Genomic DNA, 17,689 nt, shown 5'->3' on the forward strand with positions numbered 1-17,689 from the left:
GGTTGCGGGGACGGGTCTTCGGCGGCGTTCGCTCCCCCGCCGCGCTCCCCCGCTCGGGGGAGGCGGTTCGCCCGCTCGCGGGAGGGCATCGGGGCGGAGCGTTGCGAATCTGGAGGCATGACGACGCAACTCGCCCCGCGGCCGCCTCAGGCGCGGCTCACCCGCTTCGGACGCTGGACCGTCCTGGCCGCGTTCCTCTGGTCGCTGCTGGCGCTCCCGATCGGACTCTGGCACCTCCTGGACCCCGAGCACGGCCCGTACGGGCACGAGTTCTTCGAGCCCACGTTCCGGCTCCCCCAGTCGGTTCCCGATTGGATCGCGCCCGCCGGTCTCATCGCCGCCGGCCTGGCCGGGGTGCTCATCGCCCGCCCCAAGCCGCGACTGTGGCCGCTCACGGCGCTGTTCGCGGTGGTCTTCGGCCTGCTGCTGACGACCACCACGCCGATGGCCTTCACCGGATATCTGGCCGCCTTCGCGATTCCCGTGGCGTTCGTCGTCGGCCCGGTCCTCCTGGCCCGCGGCGCCGCCGCCCGGATCGTCGTCGGCGCCGCGATCGCCGCCCTCCTCGCCGCGCTCATCGCGACCGGCGTCCTCGACCCGGGCGTGTTCACCGGGTTCCTGGGGAGTTTCGGCGGCGCCGTGGCGGGGATGTGGGCGTTCCTGGCCGTGCAGGTGTGGACCGTCGTAGGCGGTGCGATCTGGACGCTGCTGACCCTCCAGCTGCTGCTGATGCGCCGCGAGGGCGCGCCCGAGCGCGCCTGGCTCGCCCCTGAGCGGGCCGCGAAGTGGGGCCGGACCGCGAGCTGGATCGCCTTCGCCTGCGCCCTGCCCTACGGCCTGGTCCGGATGACCTGGCTGACCCCGTGGAGCTGGTTCGGCGGCCCCCTCAACCCGGACATCGACGCGGCCACCCGCGTGTGGGGCATAATGCTCGGCTTCGCCTGCATCGGCGGCGGCGTGCTGTGCCTCGGCATGACCCAGCGGTGGGGCACGCGCTGGCCGTTCTGGATGCCCGTGGTCAAGGGCCGCCCGGTCCCGCCGATGGTGCCGATCGTCCCGGCGACGGCCGTGGCGGCGCTGTTCACGTTCATGTCGGTCCCGTTCGTGGCCTTGAGCATCCGCCAGGACGCGTTGGAGATGGTCTGGGCCTTCCCCTTCTACGTCTGGGGTCCGGCGCTGGGCGCGGCGACCCTGGCCTACGCGATCCGCCGCGGCGTCGTCACGACGCGCCCGAAAGCCTGAGGAACACCGCCACCAGGGCGGCGGCCGTGCGGCCGCCGCCCTCTCCCGTGCTCAGGGCACTCCGGTGAGGCGGCATGGAACCGACGGGCTTGACCGATCGCCGCCCGAGCCTTAGGGTCAACGTCTGCAAAGAATTCCAGACATTGCTGCAAACTCTTGCAAAGGAAGCCACCACATGCTCGACATCCTGGTCGTCGGCGGCGTCGGCGTCGACACCATCGTGCGCGTCCCCGAGATCGCGATCGGCGACGGCGACTCCTCCCACGTGGAGCCGATCCGCGACTACGTCGCGCACACCGGCAACGGCGTCGCGCTCGGGTGCCTCCGCCTCGGGCTCGCCACCCGCTTCATCGACTTCATCGGCGACGACGACCAGGGCGCGCTCGTCCGCCGCCACTACGAGGCCCACGGCCTCGACTTCCGGTACCGCATCTCCGAACGCGGCACCTCCCGCTCGGTGAACCTCGTCGACGACCGGGGCCGCCGCTTCTCCTTCTACGACTACCGGCACGACCCCGACCTGCGCATGCCCGCCGAGTTCTACGCCCCGCACCTGGCCGAGGCCGCCCACGTGCACGTCTCGATCACCAACCACACCCGCGACGCCCTCGCGGCCGTCCCCGACGACGTGCCGGTCTCCACCGACCTGCACGGCTGGGACGGCGAGGCCGAGCACCAGAAGGCCTTCGCGCTCCGGGCGGACCTGGTGACCATGTCGGCCGCGCGGCTCGCCGACCCGGAGAAGACCCTCCGCCGGGTCCTCGACCACGGCCGGGCCGACCTGGTCGTCGCCACGGACGGCGAGCACGGCGGCTGCTTCATGGAGCGCGGCGGCTCCTTCGAGCGCTACGCCGCGATCGACCCGGTCGCCGACCTCGGCGCCGCCCTCCCGGCGTGGGCCTCGTGGCGGCCGGTGGACTCCAACGGCGCGGGCGACGCGTTCACCTCGGGCCTGCTCTGGGCGCGCCGCAACGGCGCGGACACGAAGGCGATGATCGACGCCGGACGCCTCGCCGGCGCGTACGCGTGCGCCACCGAAGGCACCAGCACGTCCCTGATATCGGAGGCATTGCTCACTGAAAGCCTTGCGGCGCTTCCGAAGTGACGGACGGGATCCGGCTCGTTCCTACCGGTTCTCGGTCATGGCCTTCGCGCGGGCGATCACGTCGTCGAACGGCGAGGGCTCCACGGGCGCCTGCCGGACCACCTCGCGCCGCTCGGGCTGGACCACGAGCATGAACAGGCCGCCGACCGCTGCCGCGACGATCGGCGCGCCGAGGCCGATCTCCACGGCGGGCCAGGCGTCGGTGGCCGAGCCGGTGGCGATGAGGAACGCGGCCCAGACCGGGACCGCCCACGCCCCCGCGAGCACGAGCAGGTCGCGGCGGCGGCGCAGCTCGGGGCGGACCAGCCAGACCAGGAAGTCCAGCCACACCCCCGAGAGCAGGAAGACCCAGACGTACCCGCCGTACGCGAACCCCGCATACGCACCGGCCATGATGGACGGATAGACGAACGCGACGGTGAAGAACCCCAGCGGCAGCCGGAATCGGCCGGTCGCCAGCACCGCCAGCGCGAGCACCAGCACCGTGGTGGCCACGATGCCCGCCAACGGGAGTCCGTCGAACGCGTGCGGGCCCTGCAGGGCGGCGGCGACGGCGAACGGCGAGTTCGTGTAGGGCACGAGGTAGGCCAGGAACAGCACCAGCGCCGTGACGACGAAGCCGAGCGAGAGCGCGGGCGCGGCCATGCGCGCCTCGAACGGGACCGGCTCGGGCTCGGCCGCGAGCGCCTCGCGCCGCCACGCCGAGAGCCAGGGGGCGGCGACGATGAGGATGCCGCCCGCGGCGAGGCCGAGATGCGAGGGACTGAACAGGATCGCGAGGCTCGTCTCGACGCCGAGCACCTCGTGCCAGACCATGTCGGCCACCCCTGAGACGAGGAACAGCGGGATGCCGATCATCGCGGGACCGTAGCCGTGGGGCACGGCGGCCATGCCGGTGCGGCCGTCGGCGCGGTGGGCGCGCACGCAGATCCAGGCGATCCAGGCGGCGGTCGCGAAGTAGCCGGTGTAGAAGGCCAGGTGCCACCAGGTGAAGAAGGACTCGGCCCAGTTCCGGGCGTGGGCGTTGACGTCGAGGATGAGGCCGCCGAAGAACCATGCGGCGAACGCGGCCGTGATCAGATCCTGCCACCAGGCGGCGAAGACGCGGGGCTGCCGGGAGTCGGTCAAGAGGTGCATCTTGTATTCCAGCAATCGATCGAGGGGTGTGACGGCCATGACCTCATCATGGCCTACGCGAACCCCCCGCGCAATTCCCGCTCACGCGCGGCGCTGTTCACTCAGGACACGCCGCGGCGGTCCCCTACGACCCCGGGCGGCGGCGTGTCAGCACCTTGGTGACGGTGCCGTCGTCCTCGATCTGGTCGCGGACGTGCTCGAAGCCGAGCTTCTTCATGACCGCGAGCGACGCGGCGTTCGCCTCGGCGATCGTGGCGTGCACTTCGGACAGTCCCAGCCGGTCGAAGCCGTAGGCGCAGATCGCCTCGGCCAGCTCGGTGCCCAGGCCCCGCCCCCAGGCGGCGTGCGCGAGGGCGTAGATGAGCTCGTGGCCGCCGGACTGCTCGGTCGGCTTGATCTCGGCGTGACCGATATAGGCGCCGTTCTCGCGCACGGCCCACACGTCGAACTTGCCGACGGCGTAGACGTGCGTGAAGACCCGATGGAACAGCGCCCGGTTGGCCTCCTCGGGCTCGGGCCCGTCGCCCATCCACTGCGAGACGCGGGTGTCGCCGAAGAACGCGACGAAGTCCTCCTCGTCCTCGGGGACGTACGGTTCGAGCACGAGTCGGGCGGTGCGCAAGGTGGGGGTCATAGCCGTGGATCCTGCCACGGCGCCGCACCGGCCGCAAAGGATTTAGGCCGGGACGAACCTGACGAGGAACAACTTCGGCCAGAGCTTCCCGGTGAGGTAGAACGTGCCCTCCGCTTCGGCGGCGGCGATGCCGTTGAGCACGTCGGCTCCGGCGGACTCGTCGGCGCCGAGCAGCCCCGAGGCCTCCACGACCGCGCCGACCTCGCCCGTGTCCGGGTCGATGCGCACGATCTGGTCGGTCTGCCAGAGGTTGGCCCAGACCTGGCCGCCGACGCACTCGAGCTCGTTGATCTGGAAGACCGGCTCGCCGTCGAGGGTCACTTCGACGCTCCCCGTCTCCTCGAAGGTGGCCGGGTTCCGGAACCTCAACGTCGACGAGCCGTCGCTCATGACGAGCCGCGCACCGTCGAAGCAGATCCCCCAGCCTTCGCCTTCGTACTCGACCGTCTCGACGACGTCGAGCGTGACCGGGTCCCGCCGGTGGGCCACGTGCTCCTGCCAGGTGATCTGCCACAGATCCCGGTCGGTGAGGGTCAGGCCCTCGGCGAACTGCTCGGCCGGGAGGTCCTGGGCGACGAGCACCTCCCCCGTGGCCGGGTCGGTGATGCGCACGTCCGACTCGCCGTAGAGGCCCGCGCTCTCGTAGAGGACCGTGCCGAACTCGGGGTGCTCGGCCAGTTCCAGGCCCTGCGTGAACGAGTCCGGGTCGTGGTCGAAGGACTCGACGACCTCGACCGCCAGCTCCTCGACGCCCGCGTCCTCGGGCACGCTCACCTGCTCCTCGGCTGCGGCGTCACCCGTGCTGCACCCGGCCAGCGCGAGCAGTCCGACGGTGCCGAGCGCCAGGCCGCGCCGGGCCGCGCGATTCTCATCGAACACTGATCTCATCTCCAGCCGGTTCAGGGGTGCTGTTCGTACCGTACTGGTCATGACAAACGAGGACAAGTGCTCGAACCAGGGCATGCGTCCCGATCCGGGGGGGATGACCGAACCCGGTGGCGCGGAGGATTCGGGCAGGGGCTCTAGGAGCCCTTTCCGCGCCACCGGGTCACGGTCGCGGCGACCGTGACCTCGACCTTGTCGGGCAGCGCGGCCACGGCCGCGGCGAGCGCGGCGGGGTCGAGGTGGCGGGCGCTCGGGCCCATGCCCACGAGCTTGAGGATCTCGGTCCGTCCCAGTCCGATCGGATAGTGAAGCTCGTCGGTCCGCTCGGCTTCGAACATCGAGCCGAGCTGGTCGGCGGTCCGCTGCGGTTTCGCGGGGTCGACGCTCAGCAAGTCCAAGGCGTCGACGAGTTCGCGCAGGTGGTCCTGCCGGGGGGTCAAGACCACCAGCACGCCTCCAGGGTGGAGGATGCGCGCGATCTCGTCGGCGTTGCGGGGGGCGAAGACGTTGAGGACCGCGGCGGCGGCGTCGTCGCGTATCGGCAGTGTCCGCCACGCGTCGGCGAGCACCGCGGCGAGTCGCCATCGGGTTCCGGCGGCTCGCCGCGGTTCGTCGTCCCCGGTCAGGCGTCTGGCGCAGCGCCGCAGCGCGTATTTCGACGTGTCGAGTCCGATGCCTTCGCGCGACGCGTCGGCCGCGAGGGCCGCCGCGAGGTAGTGCCCGGTCCCGCAGCCGGGTTCGACGATCACCCCGGGCGCGTCGGTGAGGGAGGCGTTCGCGACGGCGGCCATGAGCGGGTCGTACACGCCCGAGCCGAGGAAGTCCTCGCGGGCGGCCACCTGGTCGGCGGTGTCGCCGGTGGTCGCGTTCGACCCGGGCGCGAGCAGGGGCGCGTAGCCCTGCTTGGCGAGGTCGAAGGAGTGCCCGGCCGGGCAGGACAGGCGTCGGCCGGCCTGGTCGAGGGCCTGGCCGCAGTTGGGGCAGGCGAGCGCGGCGAGCGCGGGCAGTGTCTCTGGACCGTGTGTCAAGATGCCATTTTCGGATCGAGGAGGCGCACGAACGCGCGGAAGGCCGCGGGCATGTCGAACGTCTCGGGCTCGTGGAGCCACTGGAACTGGAGACCGTCCATGATCGCGATGACGAGCGGCGCGGCCTCCTCCGGGGTGAGTCCGGACGGGAGCCGGTCACCCCATTCCTGCCGGAGTGTGGCGGTCAGCGCCTCGCGGACCCGGCGGTAGCGGGCCCGGAAGTACTCCGCGGCCGGGTGGTCCTCGGTCACGGACTCCCCCAGCAGCGCCGAGAAGGTGCGGACGATCGCCTCGCGGTGCGCGTTCGCCTCGACGACGCCTTGGGTGGCGGCCATGCTCATCGGTTCGGCGACGATGTCGCGGCCTCCGGTGTCGGTGCGCTCGCGGAACTGGAGGACGCCGATGAGCAGGTCCTCTTTGCTCGGAAAGTAGTGCAGGAGGCCCTGCTGGGTGAGGCCCACCTTCTCCGCGACGGCGGCGAGGCTCGCGCCGCGGTAGCCGCGCTCCGCGATGACCTCGATCGCGGCCCTGACGATCTCGTCGCGGCGGACCTGCCCGCGGGCGCTGTGCCGGGTGCCGTGCTGACTGGGCATGGGTGCCTCTCGGGTCGGTGCCGGTCGTCCTCGAGCCCCAAGCATAGAAGGTCTCAATTCGGACACGGAATCTACCGATCGATCGGTAAGCATGTCAGACTCCAGTACGTGACTCCCCGCGCGCGCCGCCGCGGCCGCCGCGGCGGCGCGCGACCCCGCGGGGCACCCGATGCGAACGAAAGGAAGGGCGCCATGAGCGCATGGACCTTGCCGGCCGACCGACCCGAGTACGACGAGGCCGTGGAGGCCGCGCTCGGCAGGCTCAGCCTCGAGACCAAGGCCGACCTGCTCGCCGGCATCGACATGTGGCGGACCCTCGCGGTCCCCGAGGCCGGCCTGCGCTCGATGACCGTCTCCGACGGCCCCATCGGCGTCCGCGGCCGCTTCTGGACCGCCGCCGACCCGTCCCTCGCGCTGCCGAGCCCGACCGCGCAGGCCGCCTCGTGGGACCCGGTCCTGGTGCGGCGCATCGGGAACCTGCTCGCGGACGAGGCCCGCCGCAAGGACGTCGACGTCCTCCTCGCGCCCACCGTCAACCTGCACCGCTCCCCGCTCGGCGGCCGGCACTTCGAGGCGTTCAGCGAGGACCCGTACCTGACCGGGCGCATCGCCCAGGCCTACGTCGCCGGAGTCCAGGAACGCGGCGTCGCCACCACCATGAAGCACTACGTGGGCAACGACGCCGAGACCGACCGGTTCACCGTCGACAACGTCATCGGCGAACGGGCCCTGCGGGAGCTGTACCTGCGGCCCTTCGAGATGATCACCGCCGCCGCGCGCCCGTGGGGCGTCATGACCGCCTACAACGCCGTCAACGGCCGCACCATGACCGCCCACCGGGAGCTCATGTCGATCCTGCGCGACGAGTTCGGCTTCGACGGCTTCAACGTCTCCGACTGGGCCGCCGCCCGCCACACCGTCGAGGACATCGAGGCCGGGCTCGACCTCGCCATGCCCGGGCCGTACACCGTCTACGGCGGGCACCTCGTCGAAGCGGTCCGCGACGGCCGCGCCGCCGAGTCCGACGTCGACGACGCGGTGCGCCGCATGCTCAAGCTCGCCGCCCGCGTCGGCGCGCTCGAAGGCGTCGAGGCCGCCGTCGACACCCGGCCGGCGCCGATCGAACACCCCGAGGCGCTCCTGCGCGAGATCGCCAGGCGCTCCTTCGTCCTCGCCAAGAACGACCCGCCCGCCGGCGACGAGGCGGCGATCCTGCCGCTCCACGCCGACGCCGTCCACCGCCTCGCGCTCATCGGCCCGGCCGCGGCCGAGGCCCGCGTCCTCGGGGGCGGCTCCGCCACGGTGTTCCCGAAGCAGGTGGTCGCCCCGCTCGACGGTCTCCGCGAGGCCCTCGGCGACCGGGTCGCGTACGCGCAGGGCGTGGACCTCTTCGAGCAGATCCTGCCCGCCGCCGCTGGCTTCGAGCTCACCGTGCGGCCCGTCCGCGTCGACGGCGCGGAACTGCCCGCCGAACCGCTCGCGAACGGCGACGTCAAATGGATGGGCTACCTGCCCGGCGACCTCGCCCAGGACGACTTCCACCACGCCCTCCTCGAAGGCGTCTTCACCGTGACCGAGACCGGCGAGCACGTCTTCGGCACCCGGGGGCTCGGCCACCACAGGCTCGTCGTCGGCGACGAGGTCCTCTTCGAAGGCGACCAGCCCGTCGCCGGCGACGACCCGTTCGAGGCCTTCTTCGGCCCGGGCGTCGAGCAGGCCCGGGTCCACCTCGAAGCCGGGCAGCGGGTCCCGGTCCGCCTGGAGTACGCGCCGTCGGCCTTCCCGCCCGGCTTCCCGCCGTCGGTCCTGTTCGGCCTCATGCACACCGCCCCGCGCCCCGACGAGGACCGGCTCATCGCCGAAGCGGTCGAAGCGGCCCGCGCCGCCGAAGTCGCCGTCGTCGTGGTCTCCACGACCGACCTCACCGAATCCGAGGGCTTCGACCGCCGCGACCTGCGCCTGCCCGGGCGCCAGGACGAACTCGTCGCGGCGGTCGCCGCGGCGAACCCGAACACGATCGTCGTCGTCAACACCGGCTCGCCGGTCGAGATGCCGTGGGCCGACGACGTGGCCGCGATCCTCCTGACCTGGTTCCCCGGCCAAGAGGGCGGGCACGCGCTCGCCGACGTCCTCTTGGGCGCGGAGCCGGGCGGCCGCCTGACGACGACGTGGCCGAAGCGCCTCGACGACGCGCCGGTGGTCCAGGTCGCCCCGAACGAGCGGGGCGAACTCCACTACGAGGAAGGCGTCTTCATCGGCTACCGGGCCTGGGAGCGCCACGACGCCGAACCGGCCTACTGGTTCGGCCACGGCCTGTCGTACACCGACTGGGAGTACGTGAGTCTCACGGCCGAAGCGGACTCGGTCCGCGTCCGAGTCCGCAACCGGGGCGCCCGGGCCGGTCGCGAGGTGGTCCAGGTCTACCTGTCCCCCGAGCAGCCGGACGTCGACATGGAGCGGCACCGCCTGGCGGGGTTCGCGTCGGTCGGCGCCGAACCGGGCGAGACCGTGGACGTGGTCGTCCCGCTCGAAGCGCGCTCGTTCCAGGTCTGGGACGAGGAACGCCGCGCCTGGGCCGCGGTGTCCGGGACCTGGACGGTGGCGGCGGGCCGGAGCGTGGGCGACCTGCGGCTCGAAGCCGACGTCAAGCGGGCATAGCGAAGCGGCGGGCGGGACCGAAGTCCCGCCCGCCGCTCAGTCGTCATCTCAGGGATTCAGAAGCCTGGCGAGTCCTCGCGGATCGCGCGGTCGTTTCGGGCAGGGGTGGTGACCCCGGCCGAATCCCAGGGCTCGGCCTTCGGGGGCTCGTCGGCGTTCGTCGTGAAGTTGTCGACGATCTCACCGAATTTGGTGCCCTTGATCTTGTCCTGCGCCGCATCGGCGACCTTGTTCGCCTGGGTGCGAACCGACGTGGCGACGTTCTGGACCCGATCGTCACCGGTCACGCGTCGCGTGTAATCCACGATCTGGTCGTAGCGTTCACGCCCGGCCTTCGCCCCAAGGACGTAGCCGACTGCGAATCCGGCTACGAGATACCACTTCCGCATACTTGCCTCCCCCGGCCGACCCAAGGGCCGAACAGTGCTCGGTTGTTCCTGCTCTGAAGTTAGGGTGCAGCGCCGCACCTCGCGGCCATTCTGCCCCATACGGGGATGCCCCGGCGGCGCATGACGGAAACGCGTCCGAAGAAACCGCTCCTCGCCGAGGGAGCGACACCGCCGGGATCCGACCGTCAGGAGCCTCCGGTCCGCCCCGAACGGGGCCCACGCCACAGCCACCCCGGTGGCACCCGCCTCCCCCGGTCCTGTACGCTCATATCCGGTTCGCACGGTGGAAGCCGAGCTAGAACCCCTTCCCCAATAGCTCAATTGGCAGAGCAGCCGACTGTTAATCGGCAGGTTCTTGGTTCGAGTCCAAGTTGGGGAGCCACTTTGAGACAGTGGAATCGGCCCGGACGGTGAAAGCCGTCCGGGCCTCTTCTGTTCCTGGCCGCCCCCGGCACGCACGGCGCCGACTGCACCGCTGTGCAGAGCGGTCGCCTTGCGACCGCGGGATCGGCACAGTCCTCGGTCCGGGCCTCTCCGGGGGTCCGCTCCTCCTTCGGCTCAGAGGGGTTCGATGCCCTCCAAGGTCGGCACGACGGGTCGGATGGTGCCGTCGGCGTTGAAGTGGAGGCGGTCGATCATGGTCTCGCGGTGGGTCCCGTCGCCGTTCGGGATCGCGAACCGGTGATAGGCGATGTACCACTGGTCGGTGCCGGGGACCTGGACCACCGAGTGGTGCCCGGTGCCCTTGATGCCCTGGCTCAGGTCCTTCTGGAGGATGACGCCGACACGGCTGCTCCATGGCCCGGTCGGCGAGGAGCCGGTGGCGTAGGCGACCCGGTAGTCCTCGGAGCGGGTGTCGTTCTCCGACCACATGAAGTAGTAGGCGCCGCCGCGCTCGACGACGAAGGTGCCCTCGTTGTAGTTCGCGGGCTGGTAGGTGCGCACCTGCGAGGCGTTGAACGAGACCATGTCGGTGTTCAGCGGCACCTGGTGCGAGGAGCCCTGGCCCCAGTACAGGTAGGACCGGCCGTCGGCATCGGTGAACACGGCCGGGTCGATCATCTGGCCCGCGTAGGTCCCGGCGGACACGAGGGGCCGGCCCAGGGCGTCCCTGAACGGGCCGGTCGGGGAGTCGGCCACGGCCACGCCCAAGTGCTTGCGGGTGTCGCCGCCGGCCTTCCCGGCGGAGAAGTAGAAGTAGTACTCGCCGTTCCGCTCGGCGATGCCCGGAGCCCAGGCCGAGTTGTCCGCCCATGCGATGTCCGCGGCGACGTCCAGGATCACGCCGTGGTCGGTCCAGTGCACCAGGTCCTTCGAGGAGAAGGCGCGGAACCGGGTGCCGGACCAGCCCGCGAAGCCGTCCGTGGTCGCATAGAGGTAGTAGGTGTCGCCGAACCGCACGATGTTCGGGTCCGCGAACAGCCCCGGGATCGCGGGATTGGAGACCAGGTCGAGCTCCCACTGCTGGTCGGTCCCGGTGCCGCAGTCCCGCTGCTGCAGCCTGGCCCCGTTCGCGGTCGAGGCGCTCGCCACTTCCAGGCACTTGCCCGAATGGCGCGCCGTCAGGCGCGTGTGCCCGGTGCCGGTGAGCTCGATCCGCCACTGCTGGTTGGTGCCGCTCGAGCACGGCCATTGGATCACCTTGGCGCCGTTGGCCGTCGACGCGCCGTCGACGTCGAGGCACTGGTCGGAGTGGCGGGCGGCGAGCTGCACGTAGCCGTTGCCGAGGTCGCGGATGCGCCACAACTGGTTCAGGCCGCCGTTGCAGGTGTACTGGCCGACCTCGGCCGCATTGGCCGTCGAGGCGCTGACGACGTCGGCGCACTTGCCCGAATGCCGGGCGATCAGATTGACCGAGCTCCCGTCGGTCAGATGGTGGGCGGCCGACGCCGGGGCGGCGCCGACCAGGAGCAGGACGGCGGCCAGTGCCGCCGTCAGCGCCACCGAGATCGTTCGTCGCATGATGGATCCCTCCTTGCGGGCGGGCGGCACCCGTCGAAGCCGGGGTTCGCGTTGCGGCGCAACGCCTGTGACGCCTCGTCGATGATATCGATAACACATCTACATAGTCAAGCTCTTCAATATCTAGGGACAGCGGACCTCCCTGCGATCTCCCGGAGCGGCACTCGTCTTCGGCGCGGGGGCGCATTGTCGCTTGCCGGGCGGCTAGTCCACGGTTAGGGTCGGGCACTGGATTGGGAAGGGTGATCATGGACGATCCTCGGTTGGCCGCGCTCGCGGAGCGGTACTTCGATCTCCACTTGGCCGACAATCCCACGTCGGCCAGTTTCTACGGCATCCCCGGCTACGACGACCGGCTGCCGGACCCGAGCCGGGAAGGCGATCGGATCAGACTCGCGCACCACGCGGAGGTGCGCGCCGGCCTCGACGCCATCGACGCGGGGAGCCTGCACGGGCAGGACCGGATCACCTACTCGATGCTCGCCCGCCTGGTCGCCGACCAGACCGCGAGTGTGCACGCGGCGCTCAGTGAAGTCGGGCTCTCCAACACCATCACCGGTCCCGTGTCCACCATGCTGTCCTCGCTCCCCCGCGTCAGCCTCGACTCCGAACAGCGCAGCCGCGACTACCTGGTCAGGCTCGGATCGCTCGGCGACTACTTCAACGCCGTCCTGGAGCGGTACCGGGAGGCCGGAGCCCAAGGCCGGCACCAGACCCGGCACGGGGTCCTGGCCGCCATCGCCCAGATCGACGACTACCTGGCGACCGACGTCGCCACCGATCCGCTGGTCGCGCCGACTCCTACGGGCGTCGACAGCGACGCCTGGCGCGCTGCCGCGCAGCGGCTCGTCTCGGAGCGGGTCCGGCCTTCGCTGGACCGGTGGCGGGCCGTGCTGGAGGCCGAGCTCCTCCCCGTCGCCCGCGGCGACGCCCAGGTCGGGATCTGCCACGTGCCCGGTGGAGAGGTCGGCTACCTCGCGGCTTCCCGGCAGTTCACCACCACCGATATGACGCCCGAGGAGATCCACCGGATCGGCCTCGAAGAGGTCGAGCGGCTGCGCGCCGAGTTCGCAGCGGTCGGCTCGAAGGCGCTGGGCACCGGCGACGTCGGGGAGATCATCGACCGCCTCCGCAACGACCGCTCGCTGCGGTACGAGCGCGCCGACGAGATCGTCGCGGACGTCACCGAGGCCCTCCACCGGGCCGAAGCGGCGCTCCCGCAGGCGTTCCTCGACTACGAGTTCGCCCCCTGCGAGATCCGGGTCATCCCCGAGGCCTCGGCCAAAGGCTCGGTCCTGGGCTACTACACCGTCCCCGCCGAGGACGGGTCCCGGCCGGGAGCGCACTGGGTCAACACCTACGACCCCGCGAGCCGGGCCCGGTTCGAGTACGAGGCGCTCGCCTTCCACGAGAGCGTTCCCGGGCACCACCTGCAGTTCGCCCTCGGACAGACCCTCACCGGGCTCCCGCGGTTCCGCCAGTTCGCGTACGTGACGGCCTTCGGCGAGGGCTGGGGGCTCTACGCCGAGCGCCTGAGCGACGAGATCGGGCTCTACAGCGGCGATCTCGCGCGCCTCGGCATGATCTCGTTCGACGCCTGGCGCGCCTGCCGACTCGTCGTCGACACGGGCGTGCACGCCTTCGGATGGTCGCGCGAGCGCGCGATCCAGTACATGCGCGACCACACCGCACTGTCCGAGGTGAACATCGCCAACGAGGTCGACCGGTATATCTCCTGGCCCGGGCAGGCGCTCGCGTACATGATCGGCCGCAGGCACATCGAGTCGCTGCGGACGCGGGCCGAGCGGCGGCTCGGCGACGCCTTCGACCTGCGGCGCTTCCACGACCGGATCCTCACCAACGGCTCGATCCCGCTCGAGACCATGACCGAGGTCGTCGAGGCCTGGATCGCCGAGGCCGACTGACGCCCGTTCGTCGCTGCAGCACCGACGCCAGGTCGATCGGGCCGAGGCCGCGGGCCCCGGCGCGCCAGGAGATATTTACCGAGACCAATACGACCGAAATAGCGACAAGCCATGTGACTGATGCCACCGTTCGAGTGCGGCCGCACGACGGCCGATGGAACTCGAGGTTGCAAAGGAGCAATCATGGCCCTCGCATCGCCCCTCGCCGAGGAGCAGCACCCCTCGGCCGGACCCCCGCCCGAAACCGACGAGGAACGCCCGCCCACCGCCCGGGTCTGGACCGGCCGCGTCCTCGGCCCGGTCCTCGCGCTCGTCGCCTACTTCGCGATCCCCGCCGACCAGGCCCTCACCGAGCCCGGCCGCATCACCGCGGCCGTCGCCCTCCTCATGGTCGTGTGGTGGATGACCGAGGCGATCCCCTTGTCCGCCACGGCCCTGATCCCGATCGTCGCACTGCCGCTGCTGGGCATCATGGACGCCGAGACGGCCGCGGCCCCCTACGCCTCGCCCACGGTGTTCCTGTTCATGGGCGGCTTCGTCATCGCCCTCGCCATGCAGAAGCACCACCTCCACATGCGCATCGCGCTGGTGACGATGCGACTGGTCGGCACCCACCCGCGCCGGCTGGTCCTCGGCATGATGACCGCCACCGCGTTCCTCAGCATGTGGGTCTCCAACACGGCCACCACGATGATGATGCTGCCGATCGGCCTGAGCGTCCTCGCCATGGCCTCCAAGGGCGTCGACGGCGACGAGCAGAACGCCGCCGCGGCCAAGAGCTTCGGCACGCTGCTCATGCTCGCCATCGCGTTCGCGGCCACCATCGGCGGCCTCGCCACCCTCATCGGCAGCCCGCCCAACCTGATCCTCGCCGGCTTCGCCGAGCAGGAGTACGGCATCGCGATCAACTTCGTCGACTGGATGATCGTCGGCGTCCCGCTCGCGGCGGTGTTCCTGTTCATCACCTGGCTGCTGCTGACCCGCGTGTGCTTCCCGGTCAAGATCGACCGGATCGCCGGAGGCCGCGCCGTCATCACCGACCGGCTCAAGTCGCTCGGCCGCATGTCCCGCGGCGAGTGGATCGTCGGCGCGGTCTTCGCCGCCACGGCGACCCTGTGGGTCGGCCACACCTTCGTCGCCGAATCCGAGGCGATCGTCTCGGCGCTGCCGTTCGTGGCCCGCATCGACGACGCCTCGATCGCGATCCTCGCCGCGGTCGCGCTGTTCCTCATCCCCGTGGACGCCAAGCGGCTCGAGTTCGCGATCGACTGGAAGACCGTCCAGAACGGCATCCCGTGGGGCGTCCTGCTGCTGTTCGGCGGCGGCCTCTCGCTCGCCGCCGCCGTCAAGGAGACCGGCCTGAGCGAGTACATCGGCACCCGCGTCGAAGGGCTCGGCGTGCTGCCGACGATCCTCATCGTCGCGGGCGTGTGCGCGATCGTGCTGCTGCTGACCGAGCTGACGAGCAACACCGCCACCGCCGCGACGTTCCTGCCGGTCCTCGCCGGGGTCGCCATCGGCATCGGGGTCGACCCGTTCCTGCTGCTCGTCCCGGCCGCCCTGGCCGCCACGTGCTCGTTCATGCTCCCGGTCGGCACCCCGCCGAACGCGATCGTGTTCGCCACGGGCCAGATCTCGATCGGCCAGATGGCCCGGACCGGCCTGTGGCTCAACCTCATCGGGATCGTGCTGATCACCGCGGCCGTCTACCTCATCGGCGTCCCGGTCCTCGGCATCGAGCGCTAGTCCCGTCCCGGGCTGCGAGAATACCGCGGTGAGCAGCAGACCGACCCGGCCGTCCGTGGCGCGACAGATCCTCGCGCTGCAGGCGGCCGTGGTCGCGTTCCTGCTGCTCGCCGGCGCCACCCTGGTCTTCCTGGAGGCCCGCCGCGGCGCCGAGGCCAAGGCCGCCGCGGAGGTCGAGGACCTCGCCGTCGCCCTCGCCGCGCTGCCGGAGGCCCGCGACGCGTACGAGGCCGCCGAACCCGGCCCGGCCCTGCGCGCCATCGCCGAACCGGTCTTCCGCGCCACGGGCGTCGACTTCATCGTCTACATGGACACCGACGGCGTCCGCTACACCCACCCGAACCCGGACGTGATCGGCGAGCGCTACATCGGCACGATCGAGCCGGCCCTCGATGGCGCGGTCCACACCGAGACCTACACCGGCACGCTCGGCCCCTCCGTGCGGTCCATCGCGCCCGTCGAGGACGCGAACGGCGCGGTCGTCGGCCTGGTCGCCGTCGGCATCCTCCAGGAGAACATCAGCGGGGAACTGCGCCGCCGCCTCCCGCAGCTCGCCGGCATCGCGGCCCTCGCGGGCCTCATCTCCGCCGCCGGGACCTGGGCCATCGGCCGCCGCCTCCACCGCCAGACCCTCGGCCTCGGCCCGGCCGAGCTCACCCGCATGTACGAGCACCACGACGCGATCCTCCACTCCGTCCGCGAAGGACTCGTCGTCATCGACGACGGCCGCCTCGTCCTCGCCAACGACGAGGCGCTCCGCCTGCTCGACCTCCCGCCGGACTACGAAGGACGCTCCGTCGGCGGACTCGGCCTCACCGAGACCCTCGCCGGGCTGCTCGCCTCCGGCCGCGCCGCCGAGGACGAACTGCACGTCGTCGGCGACCGGGTCTGCGTCGTCAGCCAGCGCCCCGCCCGCAGGGGCGACCGCGAACTCGGCACCGTCGCCACCCTCCGCGACCAGAGCGACCTCCAGGCGCTCTCCGGCGAACTCGACTCGGTGCGCGGCTTCGCCGAAGCGCTGCGGGCGCAGGCGCACGAGTCGGCCAACCGGCTCCACGCCATGGTGACGATGATCGAACTGGGGAACGCCGACCGGGCCGTCGAGTTCGCGACCGCCGAGCTGGCGGCCTCGCAGCAGCTCGTCGACCGGATCGTCGCCCGCGTGACCGAACCGGCCCTCGCCGCGCTCCTGCTGGGGAAGGCCCATCAGGCGCACGAGCGCGGCATCGCGTTCGTGATCGACGACGAGACCGAAGCGGACGGCGCAGGCGTCGAACCGCGGGATCTGATCACCTTGGTGGGCAACCTGATCGACAACGCGATCGACGCGGCGCTGGCGGGCGAGGCGCCGCGGCGGGTGGAGGTGTCGCTGTCGCAGGACGAGGCGGGCCTGACGCTGCGGGTGGCGGATTCGGGGCCGGGGCTGGCGACCGATCGGCCGGAGGCGATCTTCACGCGCGGATGGTCGACCAAGGCCGGCGACCGGCTGCACGGGCGGGGTCTCGGTCTGGCGCTGGTGCGGCAGGTGATCGACCGCTACGGGGGGACGGTGGCGGTGGAGCGGGAGCCGCATACGGTGTTCCGGGTGCGGCTGCCGCGCGGGGGCGAAGGAGGCGAGGGGTCGTGATCGAGACGCTCATCGTCGAGGACGAGCGGCTGCTGGCCGAGGCGCACGCGCAGTACGTGGGCCGGGTGCCGGGCTTCGGGGCGGCCGGGACGGTGCACAGCGGGCGCGCGGCCCTGGAGGCGGTGCTGCGCGGCGGGATCGATCTGGTGCTGCTGGACTTCCGGCTGCCGGACATGACGGGCCTGGACGTGTGCCGGACGCTTCGTGCCCAAGGGGCGGACGTCGACGTGATCGCGGTGACCTCGGCGAGCGACGCGCAGTCGGTGCGGGCGGCCGTGGCGCACGGCATCGTGCTGTACCTGATCAAGCCGTTCGCGTTCGCGGCGTTCCGCGAGAAGCTCGAAAGCTATGCGGCGTACCGGGAGCGCCTCGGCGCCGACGGCGAGACGGCGCAGCACGAGGTGGACCAGGCGTTCGCGGCGCTGCGCACCAGCAGCGGGGGGCCGCTCCCGAAGGGGCTCAGCCACGACACGCTCGCGATCGTGGTCGAGGCGCTCAAGGCCGCCGGAGCGGAGCGGTCGGCGGGCGAGGTGGCGCAGGCGGCGGGCATGGCCCGGGTGACGGCGCGCCGGTACCTGGAGCTGCTCGCCGACCGCGGCGTGGTGGAGCGGCGTCCGCGCTACGGCGGGGCCGGGCGTCCCGAGCACTGCTACCGGTTGACCGGCTGAATCCTCGCTTGAGGACGGTGCAGGTGCGACTCGGCCGCCCGTTGTCGGGTTGACGACAGCCCGGGTCGCGCCGGTCCCGCACGATGGGGG

Annotated in this window: 14 protein-coding genes and 1 tRNA gene; 8 read left to right on the forward strand and 7 right to left on the reverse strand. The window is 71.6% G+C overall.

Annotated elements, in window-relative coordinates:
• The first annotated feature begins 117 nt into the window (after positions 1-117).
• A complete protein-coding gene (locus K3N28_RS04370) occupies positions 118-1,242 on the forward strand; it encodes a hypothetical protein (protein WP_228091249.1) in 1,125 nt (374 codons plus the stop codon).
• A 175-nt stretch (positions 1,243-1,417) separates the two neighbouring features.
• Positions 1,418-2,347: a carbohydrate kinase family protein gene (locus tag K3N28_RS04375; RefSeq protein ID WP_228091250.1), complete on the forward strand. Its 930-nt coding sequence runs from the start codon at positions 1,418-1,420 to the stop codon at positions 2,345-2,347.
• 21 nt (positions 2,348-2,368) lie between these two features.
• Here K3N28_RS04375 and K3N28_RS04380 read toward each other — a convergent pair whose 3' ends face one another.
• The 5 genes from K3N28_RS04380 to K3N28_RS04400 form a co-directional block, all read right to left on the reverse strand.
• Positions 2,369-3,523 carry a hypothetical protein gene (locus K3N28_RS04380; RefSeq protein ID WP_228091251.1) on the reverse strand — a complete coding sequence of 385 codons (1,155 nt, stop codon included), beginning with the start codon at positions 3,521-3,523 and terminating at the stop codon, positions 2,369-2,371.
• Between the two features lie 85 nt (positions 3,524-3,608).
• On the reverse strand, positions 3,609-4,118 hold the full coding sequence (locus K3N28_RS04385; RefSeq protein ID WP_228091252.1) for a GNAT family N-acetyltransferase: 510 nt from the start codon (positions 4,116-4,118) through the stop codon (positions 3,609-3,611).
• A 42-nt stretch (positions 4,119-4,160) separates the two neighbouring features.
• Positions 4,161-5,006: a glutaminyl-peptide cyclotransferase gene (locus K3N28_RS04390; RefSeq protein ID WP_374209648.1), complete on the reverse strand. Its 846-nt coding sequence runs from the start codon at positions 5,004-5,006 to the stop codon at positions 4,161-4,163.
• Between the two features lie 134 nt (positions 5,007-5,140).
• A complete protein-coding gene (locus K3N28_RS04395) occupies positions 5,141-6,031 on the reverse strand; it encodes a putative RNA methyltransferase (protein ID WP_228091254.1) in 891 nt (296 codons plus the stop codon).
• Complete coding sequence (locus K3N28_RS04400) at positions 6,028-6,624, reverse strand: TetR/AcrR family transcriptional regulator (RefSeq protein WP_228091255.1); 597 nt, start codon at positions 6,622-6,624, stop codon at positions 6,028-6,030. Before K3N28_RS04400 ends, K3N28_RS04395 begins: the two co-directional genes overlap by 4 nt.
• Before the next feature lie 192 nt (positions 6,625-6,816).
• Between K3N28_RS04400 and K3N28_RS04405 the strand changes: the two genes are divergently transcribed.
• Positions 6,817-9,282, forward strand: a complete 2,466-nt coding sequence (locus K3N28_RS04405; protein ID WP_228091256.1) for a glycoside hydrolase family 3 protein — start codon at positions 6,817-6,819, stop codon at positions 9,280-9,282.
• 56 nt (positions 9,283-9,338) lie between these two features.
• Here the strand turns inward: K3N28_RS04405 and K3N28_RS04410 are convergent, their stop codons facing one another.
• A complete protein-coding gene (locus K3N28_RS04410) occupies positions 9,339-9,671 on the reverse strand; it encodes a YtxH domain-containing protein (RefSeq protein WP_228091257.1) in 333 nt (110 codons plus the stop codon).
• Between the two features lie 306 nt (positions 9,672-9,977).
• Here K3N28_RS04410 and K3N28_RS04415 point away from each other — a divergent pair.
• Positions 9,978-10,053 (forward strand) — tRNA-Asn (locus K3N28_RS04415).
• A 176-nt stretch (positions 10,054-10,229) separates the two neighbouring features.
• Here K3N28_RS04415 and K3N28_RS04420 read toward each other — a convergent pair.
• A complete protein-coding gene (locus K3N28_RS04420) occupies positions 10,230-11,732 on the reverse strand; it encodes a family 43 glycosylhydrolase (protein ID WP_374209649.1) in 1,503 nt (500 codons plus the stop codon).
• Between the two features lie 149 nt (positions 11,733-11,881).
• Here K3N28_RS04420 and K3N28_RS04425 point away from each other — a divergent pair, with 149 nt between their 5' ends.
• From K3N28_RS04425 to K3N28_RS04440, 4 genes are all read left to right on the forward strand, one after another.
• On the forward strand, positions 11,882-13,558 hold the full coding sequence (locus K3N28_RS04425) for a DUF885 family protein (protein WP_228091259.1): 1,677 nt from the start codon (positions 11,882-11,884) through the stop codon (positions 13,556-13,558).
• Between the two features lie 183 nt (positions 13,559-13,741).
• A complete protein-coding gene (locus K3N28_RS04430; RefSeq protein ID WP_228091260.1) occupies positions 13,742-15,304 on the forward strand; it encodes a DASS family sodium-coupled anion symporter in 1,563 nt (520 codons plus the stop codon).
• A 28-nt stretch (positions 15,305-15,332) separates the two neighbouring features.
• Positions 15,333-16,931: a sensor histidine kinase gene (locus K3N28_RS04435; protein ID WP_228091261.1), complete on the forward strand. Its 1,599-nt coding sequence runs from the start codon at positions 15,333-15,335 to the stop codon at positions 16,929-16,931.
• Positions 16,928-17,599, forward strand: coding sequence for a response regulator (locus K3N28_RS04440; protein WP_228091262.1), 672 nt, complete (start codon positions 16,928-16,930; stop codon positions 17,597-17,599). The genes K3N28_RS04435 and K3N28_RS04440 overlap by 4 nt, the downstream gene beginning before the upstream one ends.
• Positions 17,600-17,689 lie beyond the last annotated feature (90 nt).

Origin of the sequence: Glycomyces sp. TRM65418, from assembly GCF_019710475.1 — a bacterium.
In the GTDB taxonomy this organism is placed as follows: domain Bacteria; phylum Actinomycetota; class Actinomycetes; order Mycobacteriales; family Micromonosporaceae; genus Glycomyces.

What these genes read in the sequence shown, in the direction of transcription:
- K3N28_RS04385 (WP_228091252.1), bottom strand. Translation starts at nt 4,118, where the DNA reads ATGACCCCCACCTTGCGCACCGCCCGACTCGTGCTCGAACCGTACGTC.
- K3N28_RS04380 (WP_228091251.1), bottom strand. Translation starts at nt 3,523, where the DNA reads ATGGCCGTCACACCCCTCGATCGATTGCTGGAATACAAGATGCACCTC.
- K3N28_RS04420 (WP_374209649.1), bottom strand. Translation starts at nt 11,732, where the DNA reads ATGTGTTATCGATATCATCGACGAGGCGTCACAGGCGTTGCGCCGCAA.
- K3N28_RS04400 (WP_228091255.1), bottom strand. Translation starts at nt 6,624, where the DNA reads ATGCCCAGTCAGCACGGCACCCGGCACAGCGCCCGCGGGCAGGTCCGC.
- K3N28_RS04430 (WP_228091260.1), top strand. Translation starts at nt 13,742, where the DNA reads ATGGCCCTCGCATCGCCCCTCGCCGAGGAGCAGCACCCCTCGGCCGGA.
- K3N28_RS04425 (WP_228091259.1), top strand. Translation starts at nt 11,882, where the DNA reads ATGGACGATCCTCGGTTGGCCGCGCTCGCGGAGCGGTACTTCGATCTC.
- K3N28_RS04375 (WP_228091250.1), top strand. Translation starts at nt 1,418, where the DNA reads ATGCTCGACATCCTGGTCGTCGGCGGCGTCGGCGTCGACACCATCGTG.
- K3N28_RS04370 (WP_228091249.1), top strand. Translation starts at nt 118, where the DNA reads ATGACGACGCAACTCGCCCCGCGGCCGCCTCAGGCGCGGCTCACCCGC.
- K3N28_RS04390 (WP_374209648.1), bottom strand. Translation starts at nt 5,006, where the DNA reads ATGAGATCAGTGTTCGATGAGAATCGCGCGGCCCGGCGCGGCCTGGCG.
- K3N28_RS04410 (WP_228091257.1), bottom strand. Translation starts at nt 9,671, where the DNA reads ATGCGGAAGTGGTATCTCGTAGCCGGATTCGCAGTCGGCTACGTCCTT.
- K3N28_RS04405 (WP_228091256.1), top strand. Translation starts at nt 6,817, where the DNA reads ATGAGCGCATGGACCTTGCCGGCCGACCGACCCGAGTACGACGAGGCC.